Source organism: Trueperaceae bacterium (genome assembly GCA_036381595.1).
Taxonomy (GTDB): domain Bacteria; phylum Deinococcota; class Deinococci; order Deinococcales; family Trueperaceae; genus DASVCN01.
Window position 1 is genome coordinate 1 of sequence record DASVCN010000038.1, and the last position, 22,660, is coordinate 22,660.

Consider the following 22,660-nt stretch of genomic DNA (forward strand, 5'->3'; position numbering starts at 1 on the left):
AAACTCTCCAAAACAAGAAGAGTCAAAGACTCAAAACCAGGTTCGATGCAAAGCACCACGGCCCCGGTCAAACCGTTCAATTCCATGAGTAAAACGGAATCAACAAGACCACGCAAACTGGATTATCAAGGTACTCGCGCCAAGCGGCGCTCGTTCCCGCGGCCCGCACGATCCCCAGGCGTCTCATCAGATGATCCGCCTTGTGGGTCCCGCGCTTCTTGGGCTTCGGGGTCTGCGCCTCTCGACGCAGGATTGATACCTTACCCTCAGGTTCGGACCTTGTCAACCCTGGCGCTAACCCGAGTCGATTCGGCCACTCGCGGACGGATCCGCACTGTCCCCGAGGGGAAAGGCCGTCGCCTCACCGGCCCTCTGGGCCTTCCGGCAACGTCGCTCAGTGTACCCCTCGTAACGCCGGCTTGTCAAGAGCGGGCGCATGAAACGTGAGCCTATGCTGCTCAAGTCGCTAACGTTTTGGAGAGGGCGAACGGAAGTCTACCTGGAGGTATCGAAGCGGAGGTGCTTCTGCGAGACCACGGCCGTTCAGAGTTGTCAGCCGGGACCCGGACTCGACTCCAGCGACGTTCGGTGCTGCGCGCCCCAGCTACCCCTCTTGAGGAAGACCGTGACCATGCTCGAGGCGCGTACCGCAGAGATCCACTGCCGGTAGCCGAGGTTCTCGGCGAGGCATGCGGCCAGCAGCCTCACTCGATCGCCCGTCCGCGAATAGCGGTCGCGCATGAACACCTCCAGCCCCAGGCTCCCGAGCCCCACGAGCATGCCGTAGCAAACTGCGACGATGAGGAGTCCGGCGGCGAACTCCGGTGAGAGGCTGCCACGAACGAGAAGAATCGCAGCGAGAACGTATCCACCGACCTCGATCAGCGGGCTGAGTGCCTCGAAGAACCAGAAGTACGGCAACGCGAACAGTCCGACCGGCCCGTACCTCGGGTTGAACGTCATCGCCCGATGGATCCACAAGGTTTCCAGCAGGCCCCGGTGCCAGCGGTCGCGCTGGCGGCGCAGGCTGCGCCAGCTGTTCGGCACCTGTGTCCAGCAGATCGGGTTGGCGTGGTACTCGATGCGGTAGCGGCGCCTCTGCTCTCGCATCCGCCGGTGGAGCCGCAGAACCAACTCGGCGTCCTCGCCTACCGTGTCACGGCGATAGCCGCCCGCCTCGACCACCGCCTGGCGCCGGAACAGCCCGAAGGCGCCGCTGATGATCACCAGCATCCCGAGCGAACTCAGGGTCGCGCGGCCGGTGAGGAAGGCCCGAGTGTACTCGATCACCTGGATGCGCTCGAGCCAGCTTCGTGGCGCTCGGACCGCCTCGACCGCACCACTCACTACCCGGCAGTTGTTGAGTACCCTGATCGTTCCACCCAGGGCGATGAGCCGGGGATCGTCGATGAAGCGGAAGCTGGCCCCGAGCAGGGCTCCGGCATCGAGCAGGCTATCGGCGTCGACCGAGCAGAAGAGCGGGTACTGGCTCTGGTTTATTCCGGCGTTGAGGGCATCGGCCTTCCCTCCGTTGCGCTTCGAGAGTACGAGCAGCTTGGGATGGAGCTCGCTGCGGTAGGCGCCTAGAAGCTCGTGATGCGGCACCAGTCGCAGTGGCTGGGGCTCCACCGGGGTCAGCTGGAAGGCCCGCTGGAGCTCGCCGAGGGTGCCGTCGCTACTGCCGTCGTCGATGACGATGACTTCGAAGGTGGGATAGTGGAGGCTCAGGAAGTTGGACACGCTGCTGACGATGGTGGCTTCTTCGTTGTAGGCCGGTACCAGGATGCTTATGGGCCGGTGGTGGCTGTGACGCAGGAGGTCGTTGTAGCGGGCGGCGTTGTCGTCGAACACGGTCCGCGACAGGTGGCGGGCAGCCACGGGAAGGCTGATCCCGTAACCCAGACAGACCAGGCAGAAGTAGAGCAGTACAGCAGCCTCGGCCAGTTCGACGGGGCTCATCGGCCCGCCCGCCTGGCGATCTCCCTTGCGAACGGATCGCCGTGATCGACCATCACCCTGGCGAGGACGGCCTTGCCCGCCGGCCCGAACGCGGCCAGGCTCGCAGCTGCGTTGCGCCTCACCCACCAGTCGGCGTCCCCGAGGGCACGTGTGAGAGGGGCCCGCGCATCGTCGAGAGGAAGCGTCACTGCAGCTTTCGCGGCCTGGGCCCTGACGAACGCCTCGCCGGCCCCGAGGGCAGAGAGGATCTGTTGCCGACTGCCCGAAGGCGCCAGCTCGATTTTGGCCACCGTTCTCAAGGCCGCTGCCCGCACCTCAGGGTCGGGACTCGACAGATGGGGCGCGAGCAAGGGAACCAGTTCGAGCAGATTGCGGTGGCCGATGACGGTGATGGCAGCGGTCGGGTAACGACCGGCCTGCAGGAGCTGACGGACCAGTCCAGGACACTTGCTGCCCGTGAGGACGAGCGCGCTCTCGATCTCGCCTGACGAGAACTGGTGCTGGGCGCAGGCGGTCTCGAACTCAGCGAGCGCGGCGTCCGGCGGTGTCTCCTCGTTATCGAGGCTACGAGCCAGGGTTCGCAGTACCTCGACGGCAGCCGCATGGCTCGAGGAGGCCAGGAGGCGTTGGAGAGCCGGGATGGCCCGAGCCGAACGGATCCGGCCGAGGCGGGAGAGCGCGCGAGACTTCGCGGCATGTTGCCGTCCCTTGAGCGCGTTCAAGTCGCGAAGCAGGAAAGCGCTCTCCTCGTAGAGTCGCGCCAGTTCCTGAGAATAGCTGCCGGTCGTGGTCTCGCGCAGTCGTGCCAATGCCGCGGCGCTTATCTCGTCACCTGGCGGCAGCGGACCCTCGTCGACCGCAAAGGCTACCCACGCTTCGAGCCGCGAACGCTCGAGTCGGTTGCTTCGCTTCGAACCGAGCGCGTAGAGGTGATACCCGAACTGGAAGAGCAACAGCAGGAACGCTGCCGCTCCCGGCAGCAGCGTGAGCGTGACCATCAGCCTCAAGGTTTCGCGCTCGCTCGGTTGGATGAAGGAGATGAACAGGACGACGATGCCACTGCCGATGAGCACGAAGGTGAGCGCGGCGATGAGCCCGAACAGGCCGAAGCCTCCGCCATATGGCCGCGACACGGTCTATTCGATCAGACGGCGCGCCCGCACCACGAGTGAGCGCGGGTCGAAGGGCTTCTCGATGAAGTCGTCGGCGCCCAACTCGAACGCCTGCGCTACCAGCTCGGGGCGCCTGATATTGCTCACCATCACGACCGGAGCACCGCTTCTGGTACGAAGCTCTCGCAGCACGTCGAGACCGTTGCCGCCGGGGATGTTGAAGTCGAGGACTATGAGCGCGCTGCAGGCGATGTCGGGCATGTCTTCCAGTGCCTCGATAAGCGTGGAGCTGGTCTTGACCGTGTAGCCCTCGCGAGCGAAGAGGCTCTTGAGCAACGCGAGCACCGCTTCGTCGTCGTCGACGACCCAGACGTGTGCAGGTTCAGTCTGCGGTTCCACGACGCTGGGCAAGTTGGTCAACTCGGCGACGGATCCAGCCTGACCGCCGAAACCGGGCCCTGCCGGCTCGAGCCGGTCCGGGAACTCGGTCGTATAGGCGGGCAGTGGCCCCAGGGCCGGCTCTGCCGAAACCAGGAGTTGCTTCCTGAGCGTGCGTAACCAGTTCACCGCGACTTGCTCCTTAGTCCGAGGCCCGTTGCATCGTCTGCTGGGCCAGCCGCTGTCCCCTTTTGACCGTGCAAGCCTACTATCCATGGTCCGGCACCGGTTCGATGCGAACTACTTCTCCCGTGAGCGAGCCGGTCACGCGCCAGGAGAGTTAAACTCGCTCTCATGTCCGAACACCACGACTACCGCAACCTCTTCGATCTCAGCGGCAGGCGGGCCTACGTGATAGGGGCCGCCTCGGGTATCGGCGGGGAAGCCGCTCGCGGTCTGGCCGCCTTCGGCGCCAAGGTCGTAGCGGCCGACCTGGCAGTGGACGGGGCCGGAGCCACCGCGGAGGCGATCCGTGCCGCCGGCGGCGAGGCGACCGCTGCGCAGGTGGACCTCTCGGACGGCGACTCGGTCGAGGCGCTCTTCGCCGAGAACGGGGACCCCGACGTGCTCGTCTGCACGCCGGCGATCAACGTGCGGAAGCGACTGCTCGACTACACCGCGGAGGAGTTCGAGAAGGTCGTGAACCTCAATCTCAAGGGCACCTTCTTCGCGATGCGGTCGGCCGGCAAGCGGATGGCCAAGGCGGGTCGCGGCAGCATCATCGTCTTCTCCTCGATCCGCTCCCAGGTCGTGGAACCGGGCCAAGGCGTCTACGCTGCGACGAAAGCGGGAGCTCTCCAGATGATCAGGGCGCTCGCCGCCGAGCTGGGCCCCTCCGGAGTGCGGGCCAACGCCATCGCCCCCGGCGTGGTCGAGACCCCTCTTACCCAACAGATCAAGCAGCAGCCCGAATGGTACGAGGCTTATGCCCAGAAGAGCGCGCTAGGCCGCTGGTCGCAACCGAGCGAACTGGTGGGGGCTGTCGTCTATCTCGCCAGCGAGGCCTCATCATTCGTGACCGGGTCCCTCCTCTACGTCGACGGCGGCTGGACGGCGGTCGATGGCCGCTTCACCCCGCCGCTGCCCTGACGGTCCCCAGTTGAAGGCAGGCGAACACAACGCCATAACCGACGTACCCGGCATCGAGGTCGGGCACGCTACCGACGAGAAGGCGCTAACCGGCACGACCGTGGTGCTCTGTCGCGAGGGCGCCGTGGCGGGCGTGGATGTGCGTGGCTCGGCGCCCGGCACGCGCGAGACCGACCTGCTCGAACCCGAGAACCTGGTGCAGAGGGTGCAGGCGGTCGTCCTCTCGGGCGGTAGCGCTTTCGGGCTGGAGGCCGCGACCGGGGTGGTGCGCTACCTGGAGGAGGAGGGGCTCGGGCAGCCCGTCGGTGGCGGCAGGGTGGTCCCGATAGTTCCGGCGGCGGTCATCTACGACCTCGAAGTAGGAGACGGTGACGTCAGACCCAGCGCCGATGCCGGCTACCTCGCCGCCCGACAGGCAACGAGGGGACCGGTGGAGATGGGGAACGTCGGCGCCGGAACGGGCGCAAGAGCCGGGGGCCTCAAGGGAGGGGTGGGCAGCGCCAGCGCGGTCCTCGGTGGCGGGATCGTGGTAGGCGCCCTCGCCGTCGTCAACTCACTTGGCAGGACGCACGATCCGGTCACCGGCGAGCTTTACGGGCGAGTCCTCGAACTCGGCGGCGAGTTCGAAGACCTGTCTCCGGCCCGCCCCATCCCCCCGACCGGCGACGAGTACGCCGACATCTTCCCGGCCGACGCCTCGCTCGCGGGCCGCAACACGACCATCGGGGTCGTCGCCACGAGCGCCATACTCGACAAGGCCCAAGCGCGCAAACTCGCCCAGGTCGCGCACGACGGCCTGGCGAGGTCGATCAGGCCCGCCCACACCCTCTTCGACGGGGACACCATCTTCGCCCTGGCTACCGGCGGTCACCAGATTTCCGTCCCCACCGAGTTGGCGCGACTGGGCGCGATCGTCGCCGACGTCTTCTCCCGCGCGGTCGTTCACGCGATGCTGGCGGCCCAGGGGGCGGCCGGTCTGCACTCCTACCGGGAGGCGTACCCGGGGATGTTCAGGAAGACGCGGTCGTGAGCCGTTCAACGGTGGATACGCGAACGCTGGCCCGGCGGGCGGCGGAGGCCGTAGACCCGGAGCGCGTGGTGACTCTCACCCGCGATCTGGTACGGATACGCAGCGTCTACGAACCGGGCGGTAGCGGGAGCGACGAGACCGAGGCGGCCCGGTTCGTCGAAGCGACGCTGCGGCAACTTGGCCTCGAGGTGCGGGTCGAGGAGGCGGCGCCGGGCAGGCCGAACGTCATCGGCGACTGGCAGGGCGCAGGTTTCGTCTCGGGCGAGAGCCGAACGCTCATGTTCGAGGGGCACACCGACGTCGTGACCGAAGGGGACCCGAGCAGTTGGACCCATCCGCCGTTCGAAGCGCACGTCGAGAACGGCAGGATCTACGGTCGTGGCAGCGCCGACATGAAGGCCGGGGTCGCCGCGGCGATCGCCGCCACGGAAGCGGTGGCGCGCGTAGCTCCTGATCTCGCGGGTCGCATCCGGCTGGGCATCGTCGCCGACGAAGAGGGGATGATGCTGGGCATCAAGCAGTTCATCGCCAACGGCTGGGCCGATGGCGTGGACGGGGCGATCGTATGCGAACCCGAGGAGAACGAACTCTGCCTGTTCCAGAAGGGAGCCATGCGCGTGGCCGTGACCTTCACCGGAACTATGTCGCACGGGGCGATGCCTTACGCAGGGGTCAACCCGATCCCCTGGCTGGCGCGGTTCGTCGACGGCATCGGACGATTCGAGGCGGCGGAACAGGCCCGGCTTGGCGAGCATCCCTACCTGGGGTTGCCCTGGCTCACCCCCACGGTCGTGCGGGCCCCGCGTCAGGGTGAGCAGCAGCTCAACGTGATGCCGGCGACCGCCTACCTGGCGCTCGACATCCGCACCGTACCGGGACAGGATCACTCGCGGATACGGCAGGAACTGGACGTTCTCGCCGGCGAGGTACGTGCCCACGATGACAGGGCGAAGATCGAGATCGAACTCATCGAGGAGCGTCCCTGGACCGAGACGCCGCGGGACGCCCCCGTCGTGGCGGCGCTCGAGCGCGCCTACCGCCAGGTGTTCGGCCAGGAGCCGATTTACGGCGGGGTGCCGGGCGCCACGGACGGCACCTTCCTGCACTCCCTGGCCGGCGTGCCGATAGTGACCGTCGGGCCCGGCGACCGGACCATCCCTCACCAGCGGGACGAGTTCGTCGAGATCGAGGAGGCGGTCCGCTCGGCCCGGCTCTATGCGGCCGCGGCCGTCGAGTTCCTGCTGGCGGACTAGGCCCCCGAACGAGTGCCGACGATCCGGACTTCGGCCTCCAGGGAAACGTTGGCGTCGGACTCGGCCGGGGAACGCAAAGCGTAGGCCATGTGCGGCGAGTTGAAAGCGACGCCCATGAGGCCGGTCGCGCTCACCGCTATCAATCCGCCGTGAGCATGCTGCGCGGCGATCTCGGCGAGCGCCGCGCGCAGCGCCTCGGCCATCGTCGCTCCCGCCTCCAGCCGGCAGGCCAGGCCCTTGGCGGTGACGGCGCGGATGAAGGCCTCACCTTTGCCCGTGCACGAGACGCCGACGGCAGGGCCCGCGTAGGTTCCTGCGCCGATGAGGGGAGTGTCGCCTACCCGGCCGGGCCACTTTCCCAGGGTCCCGCCGGTGCTGGTAGCGGCGGCGATCGCGCCCGTCGCGTCCAGAGCAACGGCGCCTACCGTAGCCGAACCGCTTGGCAGCCCTTCTTCCGCACGCCGCCACCTCTCCAGTTGGGCGAGCGTACGTGGCGTCAGGAGCAGTTCGTTGTCGATCGGCTGGTCCACCAGAGCGTCGGCTCCCGCGCCGGCGAAAAGGGCGTGTGGCGTCGAGGTTCGGACCTTGTCGGCGACAGCGATGGGGTTGCGGGCTCGCGTGAGTGCAGCAACAGCTCCGCTGCTGCCGTCACTGGCCATGATCGCCGCGTCGCACTCCACCCGGCCGTCCCTCGTCGGCGAGCCACCCGTACCGGCGTTGAAAGCCAGCGGGTCGTCCTCCATCGACATGACGGCGGCGATGACCGCCTCCACCGCGCCCGCCCCTCTGGAGAGGAGGTCGTACCCTACGTCCCGCGCGCGCTTCAGGCCGGCGAGGTATGCCGGCCGGTCCTCCTCCCGAACTGTACCGGCGCCACCGTGGATGATCAGAGTCGTATCCGGCAAGATCCACCTCTCGTGCCCCGGGCTTCCGCGGGACGCATCACTCTACCGAGAGTACCCAGACTCCCCGACGGCAAGCGGGGCGAGGGGAACCTGTGTGAGCCGTGCGTCGCAAGAGCAGCCGCGGCTAACTCCCTTCATCCTGAGCGTCCTCCACGCCCTTCACCGGTTAAGCTTGGGGCCGATAGGGAAAGATAATCAGCGGAAGCGCATTCGAATACACCAGCCGGATCTACGGGAGGTATCGGAAATGGCTCGCATCATCCCAGCACTGCTCTTAGCACTCACCCTGGCCCTGTCCGCGGCCCAGGAAACACCGGAACCGGTCTACGGCGGCCAGGCGGTCGTCGCCATCACCGCCGAGCCGCCCGGCTGGGACCCGACCGTGTCGACCTCGCAGGAGATCGCGCGGGTGATGTACCACAACGTCTACGAAGGGTTGGTGCGGATCGACAGTGAAGGGCAGATCGTCCCTGCCCTGGCCGAGTCGTGGGAGGTCTCCGAGGACGGCCTCAGCCTCTCGTTCACCCTTCGGGAAGGGGTGCTGTTCCACGACGGCAGTGAGTTCGGCGCAGACGATGTGGTGGCCAAGTTCGAACGTGCCATGGACCCGGACTCGGGCCACACCCACCCGGAGTACTACGAAGCGATCGACGAGGTCACGGCCGACGGCAACCGCGTCGTCTTCCGCCTCTCGCGTCCCAGCTCGGCGCTCCTCTACAATCTCGCGCGTCCGGACTCGATCATCTACCCGGCAGGAACCAGCGAGAGCCAGCGCAGCAACCCGATAGGCACTGGCCCCTTCCGCTTCGTGGAGTGGGTGCCGGGCAGCGAGGTACGCCTGGAGCGCTTCGACGATTACTACATAGACGGCGTTCCCTACCTCGATGCGGTGACCTTCCGCATCATCGGCGACCCCAACGCCCGCTTCGCCGCGCTACAGGCCGGCGACATCGATATGATCGGGGTGGCCCTGAGCCCCGAATCGGCTCTGCTGGCCGAAGCCGATCCGAACCTCAAGGTCACCCAGGGCGCCAACACCACCGAGATCACCATGGCGCTCAACAACACCCGCGAACCGCTGAACGATCCGCTGGTGCGGCAGGCGATAACCCACGCCATCGACAAGGAGGCGATCGTCGAGGGCGCCAACTTCGGTTTCGGCACAGTCATCGGCACCCACGCGACGCCGGTCGAGCCCTACTGGATCGAGGTCGAGCCGTACCCGTACGATCCCGAACGGGCCCGGGACCTGTTGGAGCAGGCCGGCTTCGAAGAGGGCGAACTTACCCTCAGCTTCGAACTGCCCGAGCCGTACAACATCGAGCGGACAGCGGGACAGGTGATCGCCCAGCAGCTCACCGAAGCGGGCATCGATGTCGAAGTGAGCATCGTCGAGTGGGGCACCTGGCTGGAACGGATCTTCCTGGGCGGGGATTACGACATGACCATCATCGGCCACAGCGAGCCGCGTGACATCAACGTCTACGGCAACCCCGACTACTACTACCACTACGACAATCCGGAGGTTCGCGAGCTGCTCGAGCAGGCCGAACTGGCAACCAGCCAGGAGGAAGCGATGGAGCACTACCGCGAGATCGCTCGCATCATCGCAGAGGATGCCGTCAACGTCTGGACCTTCAATCCCGCCTACCTGGTCGCCGCGCAGCGGGACCTGTACGGCTACTGGGAGAACCAGCCCACTGTAGCCATCGACATGACCGAAGCCTTCGTGGCCCGTTAGATGCGAGCCCGCTAGACGTTCCTCTGCCGGGCCCCACGCCCTCAGGCGGCCCGGGCCCGGCAGCCCCATATATATAGGTATCGATGCTGTCCTATCTCGTTCGCCGGCTCGCCTCGGCACTATCGAGCATCTTCCTCGCGGCGGTCCTGGTGTTCGCCGCCCTGCTGGCCATCCCCGGCGATCCGGCCGAGATCATCCTCGGCCTGAACGCCAGCCCTGAAGCGGCGGCCGCCCTGCGCCACCAGCTGGGCCTCGACGTGCCGCCGGTGCCCCGCTTCATCTCGTGGATCGGCGGGGTGGTGAAGGGCGACTTCGGCGACTCCCTCAACTACCGCCGCCCGGTAAGCCAGCTCCTCGTCGGCAGGTTACAGGTCTCGGTGCCGCTGGCGCTGGCTGCGATGCTCATCGCCTGCCTCATCGCCCTGCCGCTGGGCATCCTGGCAGCGCTCCGCCAGGGCAGCTGGCTCGACCCGCTCATCGTCAGCTTCGCCCAGATCGGCGCGGCGATACCCTCCTTCTGGCTGGGGCTGATGCTGATACTCCTCTTCAGCGTGGAGCTCGGCTGGTTGCCGGCTGGCGGCTACACGCCGTGGGAGCGGAGTCCGGCTGGCGCGTTGCGCAGCCTCATCCTCCCCGCCATCGCCCTGGGCCTGGGCCAGGCGGCCGTCATCACCCGCATGACCCGAGCCTCGATGCTGGAGGTGCTGCGCCTGGACTACGTGCGCACCGCCAGCGCCAAGGGATTGCCCAGGCGGAGGGTCATCCTCGTCCACACCCTCCGCAACGCCCTGGTCACGATCGTGACGATCATCGGGCTAAGCATGGCCCAGTTGCTCGTGGGAGCGATCGTCATCGAGCAGGTGTTCTCCCTGCCGGGACTCGGCAGGCTTGCGCTCACCGCCATCGGCGCCCGCGACTACCCACTGCTCCAGGCGGAGGTGCTGCTTTACGCGACGGCCATCGTGGGCCTAAGCTTCATGGTCGACGTGCTCTACGGGTTGCTCGACCCGCGCATCAGGTACTCCTGATGGCGAGCGTCCGTATGACTGATCTCTCCGAAGGGCGCGCCAAAGGGCTCGCGGCCCGCGCTGCCGGCGCTTTCCGCGGCCGGCTGAATCTCACGCTGGGTACCGTTCTCATCGGGCTCGTCGTCCTGGCAGCGCTGGGGTCGTTCTTCTGGCTGCCGTACGACCCGAACGACATCGATTTCACCGTGCGCCTCGCGCCGCCTTCGGCCGAACATCTGCTGGGCACCGACCAGTTCGGCAGGGACCTGCTGAGCCGGCTGATGGTGGGCGCCCGGGCGACGCTCTACGTGGGGATGATCGCCGTGGGGATTGCCCTCGCTCTCGGTTCACTCCTGGGGGCGTTGGGAGGTTTCCTGGGTGGTCTCGTCGACGAGGCCCTGATGCGGATCGTCGACGTCCTCTACGCCTTCCCGCCCATCCTCATGGCGATCCTGCTGGCAGCCATATACGAGCCGGGCACGCTCACGGCGATGGTGGCTATCGGCATCGCCACCGTCCCGGTCTTCGCGAGGCTCATGAGGTCGTCGGTACTCAGCCTCAAGGAGCGCGACTTCGTGGAGGCGGGGCGGGCGCTGGGTGCGAGCGGCGGCAGGATCCTCTGGCGCCACATCCTGCCGAGCGCCCTCTCGCCGATCCTCGTACAGATGAGCCTCAGCCTGGCCATCGCCGTACTCGCCGAGGCGGCACTCAGCTTCCTGGGCCTCGGAACGCCGCCGCGTGTGCCGAGCTGGGGCAACATGCTGCGCGAAGCTCAGAGTTTCATGCCTCTGAGCCCCTATCCGGCTCTCGTTCCCGGCCTCGCGATCGTGGTGACGGTCCTCGGTTGGAGCCTCTTGGGCGACGGTCTGCGGGACGCTACCGATCCCCAGTCGAGGCGGTAGGACGATTCCCCTCGGCGGGCTCCTTCACTCCCTCACGGCCTTAAGGTGGCGTTAAACCGGTCCGAGTAAGGAATCTGTAAGAAATCTGTAAGATGAGATACCTCACAATTCGGGTCGAGTAGGAACAGCTCGAGCCGGGGCGCCGTGCCTCGGCACCGGAGTCGTTGCACTAAGGAGCCCGGATGAAGCCTCATCGCACAAACTCTGGAGCAAGGCCGAGAGGGCGCCCGCAGGCCCTGGCAGCGCTGTCGGCACTGCTGCTCGTGCTGCTTGTGAGTTGCAGCAGCCTGAGCGACCGCCCCGGCAGCCTGGCATCTGCGGACGAGCCCGCCTATCTGTTGACGGTCCAGCTCCAGGATGGAGATGACCAGGCCGAGATCCTGAGCCTCTACGGCGGAGAGATCGAAGTCTGGGTGGACGGCCGGTTCGCGGTGCTGGGCTACAGCAGTGCCGAGGCTCAGACCGGCCCCGGGGAGTTCGCGCTCCTCGGCACCTCGGGCCTCGAGCCGAACCACGAGTTCAGGGCCGAGCCCAACGCGATAGGCATGCAAGGTACGTCTACGCTCTGGGCGGGCGGTACCTCTACCCTATGGGCCGGAGGCACCTCACGGATCTGGGCCGGCGGCACGTCCTATCTGTGGGCCGGCGGCACCTCCTACCTCTGGGCGGGGGGACACTTCGCCTGGATGCCCGAGAACACCGAGGTCTGGAAGCAGATCCGCCTCGACGAGGCGCACAGGATGGTAGCCAGCACGCTGGGCGCGGGGGTTCGAGTCGCGGTGATCGACACCGGCGTCGACGTCGACCATCCGGCCCTGAAGGAAGCAGTGGGCCAGGGTTACGACTTCGTCGACGACGACTTCGATCCCGACGAGGAAGGCAACGCGGGCGACGCGGGTTACGGCCACGGAACGAACGTCGCCGGCATCGTGCGACAGATCGCGCCCAGGGCCACCATACTTCCGTACCGGGTGCTGAGCCCCGAAGGCAGCGGCACTGCCAATCTGCTTGCCGCAGCGATCTCGCGGGCCGTCGAACACGGCGCCGACATCATCAATCTCTCCCTCGGGGGAGCGGAGCCGGACCGGGCAGTTGTTGAATCCCTCCTACTGGCTGCCCAGGAGGGCGTCTTCGTCTTCGCTTCGAGCGGCGACAGCGGGAACCGGGAGGTTACCTTCCCGGCCAGCGCCGCGCCACTGAGCGACCACCTGGTTAGCCTCACCAGCGTCGACAAGCAGGATCACAAGTCTGAGTTCGCGCCTTTCCACGAGTTCCTGATCGAACTGTCGTCGCCCGGCGAGTCGATCTTCGGACCGGCCCCGGACATGAAGGCCGCTGCCTGGAGCGGTACCTCGATGTCGGCCCCGATGGCGGCCGGCGCTCTGGCTCTTGCCCTGAGCGCTGCCGGCGGCCCGGCCGAGCTGAAGATGCGCGGGTCCGATCTTACCGACGTGCTGCTGGCCAGTTCCCACGATATCGATGGCCTCAATCCCGAGTACGCAGGGATGCTGGGGGATGGTCGACTCGACGTGGCCAGTTTCCTCTCGCGGGTCCTCTCACCCGGGAAAGCTCCCGATAGATCCAACGATCGCGAGGTACCCGGGAACGGTCACGGCCAGGGCCAGTCCTCTGACGGGGGCGACGCAGACGGGGCTGCCGGCCACGGCCGGGGCGCCAAGCCCGAGCGGGCCGCCGACGGCAGCGATCACCCTGGGCGTGGACGCGGGAAGGTGCGTTGAGGCCAACCATGACAACCTCCAACAGCTCCCTTCCCGCTACTCAACTGAATCGAACCAAGCTCGACTCCTCCCGCTCGCTGCTCAACAAGCGCGGCCGCGGACTGCCACTGGGCGACGGCCTGCTGACGGCCGGTGAGAGCGTGGAGGCCACCGCACACCAGCTGCTCCGCGAAGGTACCGCCGAGTATCACGCCGGAAGGCCCAAGCAGGCCGTTCAGCCACTCACCGAAGCGAGTGAACGGTTCGTCGACCTGGGGGATAACTCCGGTCTCATCGAGTCGCTCCTGGCGCTAGGCAGGGTGCAGCGCGACCTGGGCCAACTGGAGGAGGCCTCCGAGCGATTCACCAACGTACTCGAGCTGGCAGAGGCGGAGAACGACGCCGGCTCGCTGGCCGATGCTCTCAACCTCAAGGCCGGTGTCCTCAGCGCCCTGGGTGACTACGTCGGCGCGCTCGAACACCTCGAGCAGGGCCTCGTGATCGCCAACCAGAAGGGGCTCGCCGAACGGCAGGCGAACATCCTCAGCAACATCGGCAGCCTCCATACCCAGCTGAGCGATTTCCCGCGCGCGCTCGAGAGCCTCAAGGCCGCCTACGAGCTCATCGGCCGTGTCGCGCCGGGAACGCGGAGCGAGGCGATCAACCTCATCAGCCTCGGACACCTCTATCGGGACATGGGCGATGACGATGAGGCTCAGGAGTTCTACGCCAAGGCCCGTGAGTTGGGTCGCAAGGCCGACGACCGGATGGTCGAGGTAGTGTCCCTCAACAGCCTCGCCAACGTGTTCGGACGCAGCAACGAGTGGCCGCACGCCCGGGAGCTCTACTACGAAGCGCTCGAGATGTCCCGCGGGCTGGGCGTGCGCCAGTACGAGATCGACAACCTCGACGGCCTCGGGCAGGTCTACGCGGCGCTGGGCGAGTACGACCAGGCGCGCGAGGCCCACGGGCAGGCCCTGGCCATCTCCCGCGAGATCGGGGACCACGAAGGTGAAGTGGACGCCCTGATCAACCTCGGCCGCGACTACCTCGCCCTCGACCTGCCGGCGAGGGCGCGCGAACGGCTCGAAGAGGGTCTGGGGCTGGCGAACAGCATCGATCGCAAGCGCGCCATCTACGACGCTCACGAGCTCCTCTCGACCGCTTACGAGCGCGAAGGCGACCTCGCCCTCGCCCTCCACCACGAACGCGAGTTCCACCGGGTCGAGAAGGAGGTCTTCAACGAGGAGAGCGAGCGGCGCTCCCAGCAGTTGGCCGTCCAGTTCGAACTGGAACGTGCCCGGCACGAGGCCGAGGCCTATCGCCTCGAGGTGCTGGAGCAGGCCAGGGAAGAGGCCGAGGAGCGGGTGATCGCCCGCACTCGCGAGCTCGAGGAGGCCCAGCTCGAGATAGTCACCCGGCTGGCCATCGCCGCCGAGTATCGCGACGACGAGACCGGCGAGCACACCTGGCGGGTGGGCCGGAACGCCGCGGCGATCGCGCGTGCACTGGGCTGGTCGGAGGATGAGTGCAAGGTTCTCTCCTCGGCGGCTCGGCTTCACGACGTGGGCAAGATCGGGGTCCGGGACGCGGTCCTGCTCAAGCCCGATGCGCTCGACGGCGACGAATTCGACCTGATGAGGGCGCACACCACGATCGGCGCCAGCATCCTTTCGGGCGGGCAGTCGCGGCTGCTGCGGCTGGCAGAGGAGATCGCCCTGGCGCACCATGAGCGCTGGGACGGGAAGGGTTATCCGTTGGGCCTGGCCCGCGACGCCATCCCCATGGCCGCCCGGATCGTCTCCGTAGCCGACGTGCTCGACGCCCTCATCCATGAGCGCCCCTACAAGCGGGCCTGGTCGACGTCCGAGGCTCTGGCCGAGATACGGCGTCACAGCGGATCGCAGTTCGATCCCCAGGTGGTCGAGGCGTGCATGGCGGTGTTCAGCGACAGCGGTGAACTCTCTCCGCTCGACGCCGCCCCCGACGGACGCGGCAGGTTCCTCGCCGAGCGGGCCAGACGCCACGCGGTGCAGAACGTCGCGGGGCTAGGACGCCACTTCGGCAAGGTCCTGGCCGAACGCACCTACGAACTGGAAGCGGCGCGCCGTGAGGCCGAGGTCGCCGCCATGAAGATGAAGGAGATGGCGTTCAGCGACCCCCTGACCGGCCTCAAGAATCGCCGCGCGTTCGAAACCGACCTCGAGAGCGAGATCAACCGGGCGCAGCGCTTCGGCGACCGGGTGGCTGTCCTGACTATCGACCTGGACGCCCTCAAGCAGACCAACGACAGCCTCGGTCACGAGGTCGGGGACGAACTCCTCTGCCAGTTCGGCAAGGCGATCGAGAGGCACCTGGACGGGCTGGGCAGAGTCTACCGGGTAGGAGGCGACGAGTTCTCGGCGATTCTCGCCAACTCCCAGGTTTCCGAGGTCCACGACATCCTGTCGCAGGTCGAGCTGGCGGTCGAAACGGTGCGGGAGAGGGGCCACAGCATCGTGGGCGCGAGCGCGGGGCTGGCGGTCTACCCGGACGAAGCCGGCTCTCCGGCCGACCTGACCCGCCTGAGCGATCAGCGGATGTACCGCAACAAGCTCGAGCGCCGCGAGGTCAGGGCGGCGAACGCCGCCTGACGTCCACTCGAGTTCCTTCCGGAGGCCGGGCCGAGAGGTCCGGCCTCGTTCATGGGCCATGTGGGTCCGTCGCGTAAGTGGACCATGACAACTCCTCCGTGTGCTCGTTCGGTCGACCGACCCAGGTCGTTCGTCCCTAAGAGTCACGTGGCGTTGGAGTTCGTCTTCAATCTGGCGGCTTGCCAGCTCCACCGACACCAGGAACGGCGAAAGTGAGGCGATCCTGAGAGTCGTCAGAGGCACTTCTGGCCGTCGAAGTGTCGTGAGAGACGCGTTTTCGACCCCTCGTTAAGAGTCGCTTCAGCGACCTTTAAGACTCCGAAACCAACAATTGGGCAGTTCCTACGGTTTGTAGCGAGGGGAACAGAAAAGGGCAACTGGGAGGCTGCCGCGCTGTCGATGCTCGGCCGCGATGGGGAGGAGTCTCAATGAATCGTCATCTTGTCGACCACAGCGGTGCGGGAGGGGCAGTGAAAACACGCTACTCAGACGAGGCCGCGTCCCGGACGGGGACTCGAGAACGACCAGAGAGAGAGGGCCGCGCGCAGGAGAACGGCACGTGCGCGATCCTCCAGGACCGTGGCTGGGGTGCGCCCCCTCTGGGCGACCCGTTCGCTCTGAGGAACGATCTCACCGACCGGGCCCGCTACGAGATCGAGGCGCTGACCCTCGAACGGAACCTGGAGATGGAGAACGCGCAGAGGGACATGGTCGCGCGCCTGGCGCTGGCCGGCGAGTACCGCGACGACGGCACCGGAGAGCACCCCCGCCGCGTCGGTCGCAACGCTGCTGCCATCGCCCATGAGCTCGGTTGGCCGGACGACGAGGTCGCGCTGCTCGAATCTGCCGCACTACTGCACGACGTGGGCAAGATCGGCATCCGTGACGTGGTGCTCCTCAAGCCCGGCAAGCTCACCGACAGGGAGTTCGAGCACATGAAGGCGCACACCACCATCGGCGCCCGCATACTCTCGGGCGGGAAGTCGCGCCTGCTCCGCCTCGCCGAGGAGATCGCGCTCTCGCACCACGAGCGCTGGGACGGGGAAGGCTACCCCCTGGGACTCGCCGGTACCGAGATCCCTCTGTCCGCACGGATAGTGGCGGTCGCAGACGTGCTCGACGCGCTCACCCATGAACGTCCTTACAAGGAGGCCTGGCCGATGGCCACGGCGCTCCGCGAGATCAAGAGCCAGAGCGGGAAGCAGTTCGACCCTATGGTAGTTCGCGCCTGCGTCAGGGTCTTCGACACCGAACAGGCTGCGGAACCGGCGAAGTGGGAGTTGCGGTCGACATCTTCGGACCGCACCCTGCCGGGAGCCGCGGCACTGGTGTTCGGAATGCCCTCCCTCAAGCACTAGCCGCGGGAGGGCATCGAGTTCCCTTTCGATCCTGATCGATCAGCTGTTCTCGCGGGTGAGGCTGATGATCTCGGCCCGCATGGCTTCCTGATAGGCGCTGTTCTGCTCATCCCGGTCGAGGAGACGCTGGAGGAAGTCGCGCAGCGGAGCTTCATCGGCCTTACGCTGCTCCAACTCCTGGCGCAGGAGCGCGTTCAGTTGCTGCAGCTTCGCGATGGTCTCGGCCTGCTCGCTGGTATGTGACTGGAGGAAGGCGCGCTCGGAATCACGCTTCGCCTCTTCGGCCCTGTACTGCTCGAGCTCCTGGCGAAGCTGGACGTTGCGCTGTTGCAGGTTGTTGATCGCTTCGGTCTGCTCCTTGATCAGGGCCTGCAGGTTCGCTCGCTCCTCGTGGCGCTGGGCGTCCTCCGCCTTGCGCTGCTCGAGTTCCTGGCGAAGCAGTACGTTCCGCTCCTGCAGGTTCTCGATACGCTCGGCCTGCTCGGCGATCAGTGCTTGCATGTTGGCCCGCTCTTCGTTGAGCACTTCAGCTTCCCCTTCTTCCTGGCCACCTACGGCTGCTGATGGCGATTCTACCCGGTCGTCATCGCTCGTGGCAGCGTAATCCTTCGCGCCCCCGCCAAGCGTCTCGATCACTTCCAACTCCGCTGCCTTCTCTGCGATCTCCGGTGAGATCTCGATCTGCGGCCGGCTCGTCTGAACCGACTCCTCGGTCTTGGGAGCCGGCCCAGCTTCAACTTCATCCGCCTCGGCAGCGCGGAGGCTGGCTTCCTCCATGGCAGCGAGATTGACGGCCTCGATCGCGGCTTCGATCGTCGCCGCAAGGTCGTCATCGTCTACCTCGTCGCAGGTCGACTCGGGCTCGATCCCGGCGGGCGATCGCTCGACCTCGGCAGGTCGACTCGCGCGCTCTTCGTCGTGGGCCGCCCCGTGGCGCGAGACATGGAGGATGGGCTGCAAGTTTTGGTGTCCATCGCGACCGGAGCCTTCATCAGCGAGTCCGACCGGGCCCGTGACGGGTGAATCGGCCCCTGCCGAGTCGGTTCCGTGTAGCGCTGCCACTCCGACCGGTTCCGGATCGTTCCAGGGTGCGTCGCCGAGCTCCGCAGCCGCAGCGGCGTCTTCGATCTCCTCGACGAGAGCGGCGTCATCGTTAGCGACCGCCTGGGGCCAGTCGGCCTCGGTCAGCTGAGTGTTCTGTTCCGGACCCGCTATCTGGCCGGGCTGTTCGGACAGTTCCGGATCGGCCAGTGGGCCGGGGAGGCTGGCCGAGTCGGACTCGTCCATGAAAAGGTCGATGTCGTCCGCCTGCGTGGCACCCCCCAGCTGCTCGTCGGGGTTCTCATCCAGGAACATCTCCTGCGCGTACTCGTCGGCCCGCGGATCGGCTTCGGCGGCGTCGTTCATGTTGTCGTCGATCTGCATGGCTACCTCGACCTCATGGCCCTGCCCCGGCTCGGCGATGTCGCCCTCAGCGGTGCGACGGGACGGCGCGGTGCCATCGCTGCTCGCGGCAACTTCACTGCCAGCGGCTTCCTCGTCGACAGCGACTTCTTCGTGTGCGGCGACCTCCTGCCGCTGCTGGCGTTCGCCGGTGTCGAAGCTGCCGTCGTTGGAGTAGATGGCCCTGGCAACGTCGATCTCGATGTCCACATCGTCATCGACGAAGACGTCCATCTCGTCGACCTGCTCGTCCTTCGCGCTGCCTTCGAACTCTGGGATCGGCGGGACCACGGTCGGGATCGCTATCGTCATCTTGCCGTCGTTGGCAACCCCGCGCTGGTCCCGGATCACGTTCTCGAGCCGCTCGATCAGCCTCTTCTTGCCGAGTGGCTCGGCCTCGACGATGTCGGCCGTGGTGGTCTCCGTGAAAGTTTCGAAATCCGCCGCGCCACCCATCTCATCGACCGGAGGCGTGACTATGGCTATCGGCGTTTCGGCGAGTCGCGCGATGAAGCGCATCCGACTGCATATCTCGCGGCCATCCATGCCCGGGAGGTCGTGGTCGAATATCGCGATGGCCGGTTGGTTCTCCTTGAGGAACTCGAGGACGGCCGGGCCGTCCTCGCAGGCCGCGATCTCGTAGCCCTTCGCGCTTAGGAGCATGTCGAGGAGAGTGCGGCGGCCAGCCCGCGCACTGCCGATGAGGGCTAGTGGAGCGTTCTGTACGTCCTGCAATGCTGCTGCACTCATGAGCTGGACCTCGAACCGCGGGGGCAGAAGATCGCCGCTGCACCGACCTCATTCAGTTTTTGCGATCTTTCGGCGACTTTTCGAGGCATTTTCCCTACCTGCTTCTGCCTCGGTCGGTCGCGCTACTGGCTCCGTCTGCTCCAAGCGCCCGGATTGCGGCGCAGACTTCATAGCCTCCGAATGGACCCGCCGCAGAAGGTGATTTGCGGACGGTGACACGACCATAGAGTAGCAGACATTACAAAAATCTTACGGGGCGACACCGGTGAATTTTCCGACGTTCCGATCGTTGCTCCACGAGAGCGCTCGCGGCCGGCGTCGCATGTCGGGTCGGAAGGGGAGAGCCCAATGGAACACGTGTCGCAGACGGAAGTTCCGCAGCGACGGCGGACATCGGTGAGGCCGAGAACGTGACCCGAGCGGACGGGAGGCATAGGTGCACAACCAGTACGGTCCAGTAGCGCCAAGGTAGCGTTAGTGCGAACTGTAACAGGTGGTGCTCTCCTGCGGTGGAGCGGTCAGCTCCGGTGGTAGCGCTCCAGTTACGCGGTTCGGTGTACGCCCCGCTGCTCGGAGCGGTAGCTGGCCGCCTCGGCAAGGTGCTCCTCGCAGATCGTGTTGTTGCCCTCCAGGTCGGCGATCGTCCTGGCGATGCGGAGGAGCCGATCGAAGCCGCGTCCCGAGATGGAGAGCGAGTTCACCAGTTGCCTCATGAACCGTTCGCTGCGGGCGTCCAACCGGCAGAAATCCCGGAGCTCCCTGCCGGCAAGCTTCGAATTCGCACGCCCTTGACGCCGCAACGCCTCCTCCCGAGCGGCCTCGACCCTGGCTCTCACCGTTTCGCTCGACTCCCCGACGGGCGAGCGGAGCAGGTCTTCTGCCGATATCCGCGGAACGGTGATGCGGATGTCGATCCGATCGAGGATCGGTCCCGAGATGCGATCCAGGTAGCGGCGAAGCTGGGCCGACGAACAGATGCACGGGTGGATGGGATCGCCGTGGTAGCCGCATGGGCAGGGAAAGTGAATTTAGCGGGGAAGACGATCTGGGTACGGTCAAGTTCTTTGTTGAGTGCCTTCTCCGATGCAGCATAGCCCGATCACCTGCGCCAGGGGATGCTCTTCTGCCTTCGGTTGAGGTGCGTTACCCGGTCTAGCGCTTTGGCCAGCTCACCATCCCTAGTCAGCCGCTCGAACTCCCGCCGAATCGCCCTAGCGTTCTCCTTCGGCGACCCGCGCCGCCGCTCTCACTGGCCACTCTCCGCGACGACGCCGGTAACCTCCAGGAACCGTGGTCGGAACAGTGCTACACATCCCCATTCGTTTTGTCGTCGCCGTGATGGTCGAGGTGCAGGTGAGGACCAGTAGATAGACCGGTCGACCCCTCCAGGCCCGATGACGCCGCCGTGAGGTTTCTGCTGCCCAACATCCCACGGCACTTCGTTCTGGAAGTGACCAGGCCGGACGATTCGACCCGACTTGGACCGTAGGTGAATGAAGTTCCCAGGCCCTTGCGAGGCGAAACCCTTGTCGACCACCGCGGCGCCGCCAACGAACGGTTTTGGATCTCATCGCCGCCGACACCGCTCTGACCAAATACGAGATGCAGCTTATCTAAAGTCTCGAACTTTTAGAAAGTCGAGGGCCAAATCGTAGACCGACTCCTCTACTGCTTCGCGTACTTCGCCCTTAACTCTCTCGGTGGCCGCATATCCAAGCCATGCATTTTCGAAGCTATTTTCAGGTCTACCATCGTAGACAGGGAAAATAGACCCTTCGATGGCCACGTGGTATGCAACGGGATAATCCTCTCCTACGGTCCAAACATTAAGAGAGAGCGCGAGATAAGAGGTATTGGCTAGGTCATCGCATTCTGGAACGAAGGAGATGTCGTTCGACATGCGGAGTCGGAAGCGCTGAGTTAACTCTTCACTTGAGAGCCCAATTTCCTCCGCTGTTCCCTGCAAGTAGGCAACGGCGCTCCAGCATTCGACGTGAAGTAGAGAAGTCTCAACCAGCGCATCAAAAAGACCACTAAATTCGTCATAGCCTAGCTCTTCCGCGACCTCAAACATGCTTAGCCCAAGGGCACCGGTCGCTTGCGAAAAACCAACTCTGTTTTGGAGCATGTAGTCAATGACGGCATCCGCTTGCTGAGCGGTCGCTTGTGGAAGCATCGAAATTAACACCACGAAGGTGAATACGGATAACCGCTTTAACTGATTAGGCAGCTTGATACCCACGAACAATCCTTTCTCGTGCAAAATTCGCTGCCTTTTCAAGTCTATATCCCAACCGTCTCCGCGTCGGTCAGGAATGGCGGTGAACGGACGTTTTTCGCGGGAGAGTGGCGTATCGCTTATTTGGGGGTTTCACCGCCAAGGCGGCCAGTTGTGTTACGTTTTGGCCCGTGTCGCACATGCTGCTATTTGGCGCTGGGGCGTCAGTAGAAGCTGGACTGCCAACAGCCGTCGGTCTCACCGAGAAGGTCTTGAGCCACTTCAACGGCGTTTTTGGGCTCGGCGGGGTCCATGCCGTGCTCGACTTCGTGCATAGCGGTTTGAAGTTCGAAGACAGCAAGGTTCCGGCCGGACGAATGCGGGGGACCCTCAGTAAGACGATTGATATTGAGCGACTTCTCAATGTCGTAGGGCTAATTGCGTCCAGACACGAGCTTGACCTTGAAGCTTTTATTTCGAGTTGGCAACCCTCCGTCCAGAGCTTGGACTATCCGCGAGGGAGCTCATTTTCGAGCTTCAAGGTCTCCCGATTTATCGAGCGACTATTTCGAGAGATTGAGCAGGAACCGAGAAGAAGGAGCACGAGATTTCTTGAAAGCGACTTTCAAGATGCCGTCAGGGGCGTGCTTGAGCCAGAACTCCGGCGCAGTCAGTTCGAGAGAACCCTGACGGAGACAATGAAGTCGCTGCAAGGGTTGCTTAGGCCGACTGAAAGCGTGGACTATCTCGATCCATTGGCCGACCTGACAGAACGCCAAGGGCGACTAGTAGTTGCAACACTGAACTACGATCCCGTCGCCGAACTGTACTTTTCAAACAAAGGAATTCCCGTCTCGACTGGTGTGGAGAAATGGTCCGAGACGTTCGACCTGTCCTTTCCCGATACCGCCGTCTCACTCATCAAGCTGCACGGTTCACTCAATTGGGAACTGAAGGAGCGAGAGGAGGCGAGAATTGCTCGCCAACTCGTTGTACGAGGTTGGGAAAATATTGATGAACAGCCAGAATTCTCGCCCGCAATCATCTTTGGTCAGCGAGACAAGTTGTCAACTGGTGGATTAGTTGCTGAAGGACCTTTTCTTG

At 65.3% G+C, this 22,660-nt stretch carries 17 protein-coding genes and 1 riboswitch; of the genes, 10 read left to right on the plus strand and 7 right to left on the minus strand.

Features of this window, described 5'->3' with window-relative positions:
• Window positions 1–552: 552 nt before the first annotated feature.
• Genes VF168_12870 through VF168_12880 form a run of 3 tightly spaced genes read right to left on the minus strand, consistent with a single transcriptional unit; the run spans window position 553 to window position 3,638 of the window.
• Window positions 553–1,959, minus strand: a complete 1,407-nt coding sequence (locus VF168_12870) for a glycosyltransferase family 2 protein (protein HEX7005070.1) — start codon at window positions 1,957–1,959, stop codon at window positions 553–555.
• Window positions 1,956–3,092 (minus strand): HEAT repeat domain-containing protein, encoded by a 1,137-nt coding sequence (locus VF168_12875; GenBank protein HEX7005071.1) that lies wholly within the window; start codon window positions 3,090–3,092, stop codon window positions 1,956–1,958. The genes VF168_12870 and VF168_12875 overlap by 4 nt, the downstream gene beginning before the upstream one ends.
• 3 nt (window positions 3,093–3,095) lie before the next feature.
• Entirely contained in the window at window positions 3,096–3,638 is a 543-nt protein-coding gene (locus tag VF168_12880) for a response regulator transcription factor (protein ID HEX7005072.1), read from the minus strand.
• Between the two features lie 165 nt (window positions 3,639–3,803).
• On the opposite strand from VF168_12880, the gene VF168_12885 reads away from it, so the two are divergent.
• From VF168_12885 to VF168_12895, 3 genes are read left to right on the plus strand one after another with little or no spacing between them, the layout of a single operon-like run.
• Entirely contained in the window at window positions 3,804–4,598 is a 795-nt protein-coding gene (locus tag VF168_12885) for an SDR family NAD(P)-dependent oxidoreductase (protein ID HEX7005073.1), read from the plus strand.
• A gap of 10 nt (window positions 4,599–4,608) precedes the next feature.
• The gene (locus tag VF168_12890; protein ID HEX7005074.1) at window positions 4,609–5,628 is read left to right on the plus strand and encodes a P1 family peptidase; all 1,020 of its coding nucleotides are present in this window, start codon (window positions 4,609–4,611) and stop codon (window positions 5,626–5,628) included.
• Window positions 5,625–6,881: a M20 family metallopeptidase gene (locus VF168_12895; GenBank protein HEX7005075.1), complete on the plus strand. Its 1,257-nt coding sequence runs from the start codon at window positions 5,625–5,627 to the stop codon at window positions 6,879–6,881. Before VF168_12890 ends, VF168_12895 begins: the two co-directional genes overlap by 4 nt.
• On the opposite strand, the gene VF168_12900 is transcribed toward VF168_12895, so the two are convergent.
• Entirely contained in the window at window positions 6,878–7,786 is a 909-nt protein-coding gene (locus tag VF168_12900; protein ID HEX7005076.1) for an isoaspartyl peptidase/L-asparaginase, read from the minus strand. The two genes, VF168_12895 and VF168_12900, sit on opposite strands and share 4 nt — an antisense overlap.
• Window positions 7,787–8,033: 247 nt before the next feature.
• Between VF168_12900 and VF168_12905 the strand changes: the two genes are divergently transcribed.
• The 6 genes from VF168_12905 to VF168_12930 all read left to right on the plus strand — a co-directional run bounded on the left by VF168_12905 (window position 8,034) and on the right by VF168_12930 (window position 17,145).
• Window positions 8,034–9,527: an ABC transporter substrate-binding protein gene (locus tag VF168_12905; GenBank protein HEX7005077.1), complete on the plus strand. Its 1,494-nt coding sequence runs from the start codon at window positions 8,034–8,036 to the stop codon at window positions 9,525–9,527.
• Window positions 9,528–9,610: 83 nt separating this feature from the next.
• Complete coding sequence (locus tag VF168_12910) at window positions 9,611–10,555, plus strand: ABC transporter permease (protein ID HEX7005078.1); 945 nt, start codon at window positions 9,611–9,613, stop codon at window positions 10,553–10,555.
• Window positions 10,556–10,569: 14 nt separating this feature from the next.
• Window positions 10,570–11,436 (plus strand): ABC transporter permease, encoded by an 867-nt coding sequence (locus VF168_12915; GenBank protein HEX7005079.1) that lies wholly within the window; start codon window positions 10,570–10,572, stop codon window positions 11,434–11,436.
• A gap of 182 nt (window positions 11,437–11,618) precedes the next feature.
• The gene (locus VF168_12920) at window positions 11,619–13,175 is read left to right on the plus strand and encodes a S8 family serine peptidase (protein HEX7005080.1); all 1,557 of its coding nucleotides are present in this window, start codon (window positions 11,619–11,621) and stop codon (window positions 13,173–13,175) included.
• A gap of 8 nt (window positions 13,176–13,183) precedes the next feature.
• The gene (locus VF168_12925; protein HEX7005081.1) at window positions 13,184–15,787 is read left to right on the plus strand and encodes a tetratricopeptide repeat protein; all 2,604 of its coding nucleotides are present in this window, start codon (window positions 13,184–13,186) and stop codon (window positions 15,785–15,787) included.
• 470 nt (window positions 15,788–16,257) lie between these two features.
• On the plus strand, window positions 16,258–17,145 hold the full coding sequence (locus VF168_12930; protein HEX7005082.1) for an HD domain-containing phosphohydrolase: 888 nt from the start codon (window positions 16,258–16,260) through the stop codon (window positions 17,143–17,145).
• Window positions 17,146–17,184: 39 nt separating this feature from the next.
• Here VF168_12930 and VF168_12935 read toward each other — a convergent pair whose 3' ends face one another.
• From VF168_12935 to VF168_12945, 3 genes are all read right to left on the minus strand, one after another.
• Window positions 17,185–19,338: a response regulator gene (locus VF168_12935; protein ID HEX7005083.1), complete on the minus strand. Its 2,154-nt coding sequence runs from the start codon at window positions 19,336–19,338 to the stop codon at window positions 17,185–17,187.
• A gap of 102 nt (window positions 19,339–19,440) precedes the next feature.
• Window positions 19,441–19,524: riboswitch (cyclic di-GMP riboswitch) on the minus strand.
• A gap of 356 nt (window positions 19,525–19,880) precedes the next feature.
• Window positions 19,881–20,366, minus strand: coding sequence for an ATP-binding protein (locus VF168_12940; protein HEX7005084.1), 486 nt, complete (start codon window positions 20,364–20,366; stop codon window positions 19,881–19,883).
• Between the two features lie 581 nt (window positions 20,367–20,947).
• A complete protein-coding gene (locus VF168_12945) occupies window positions 20,948–21,580 on the minus strand; it encodes a hypothetical protein (protein HEX7005085.1) in 633 nt (210 codons plus the stop codon).
• Window positions 21,581–21,747: 167 nt separating this feature from the next.
• Between VF168_12945 and VF168_12950 the strand changes: the two genes are divergently transcribed.
• The coding region (locus VF168_12950; protein ID HEX7005086.1) for a hypothetical protein at window positions 21,748–22,660 on the plus strand (913 nt) is incomplete at its 3' end.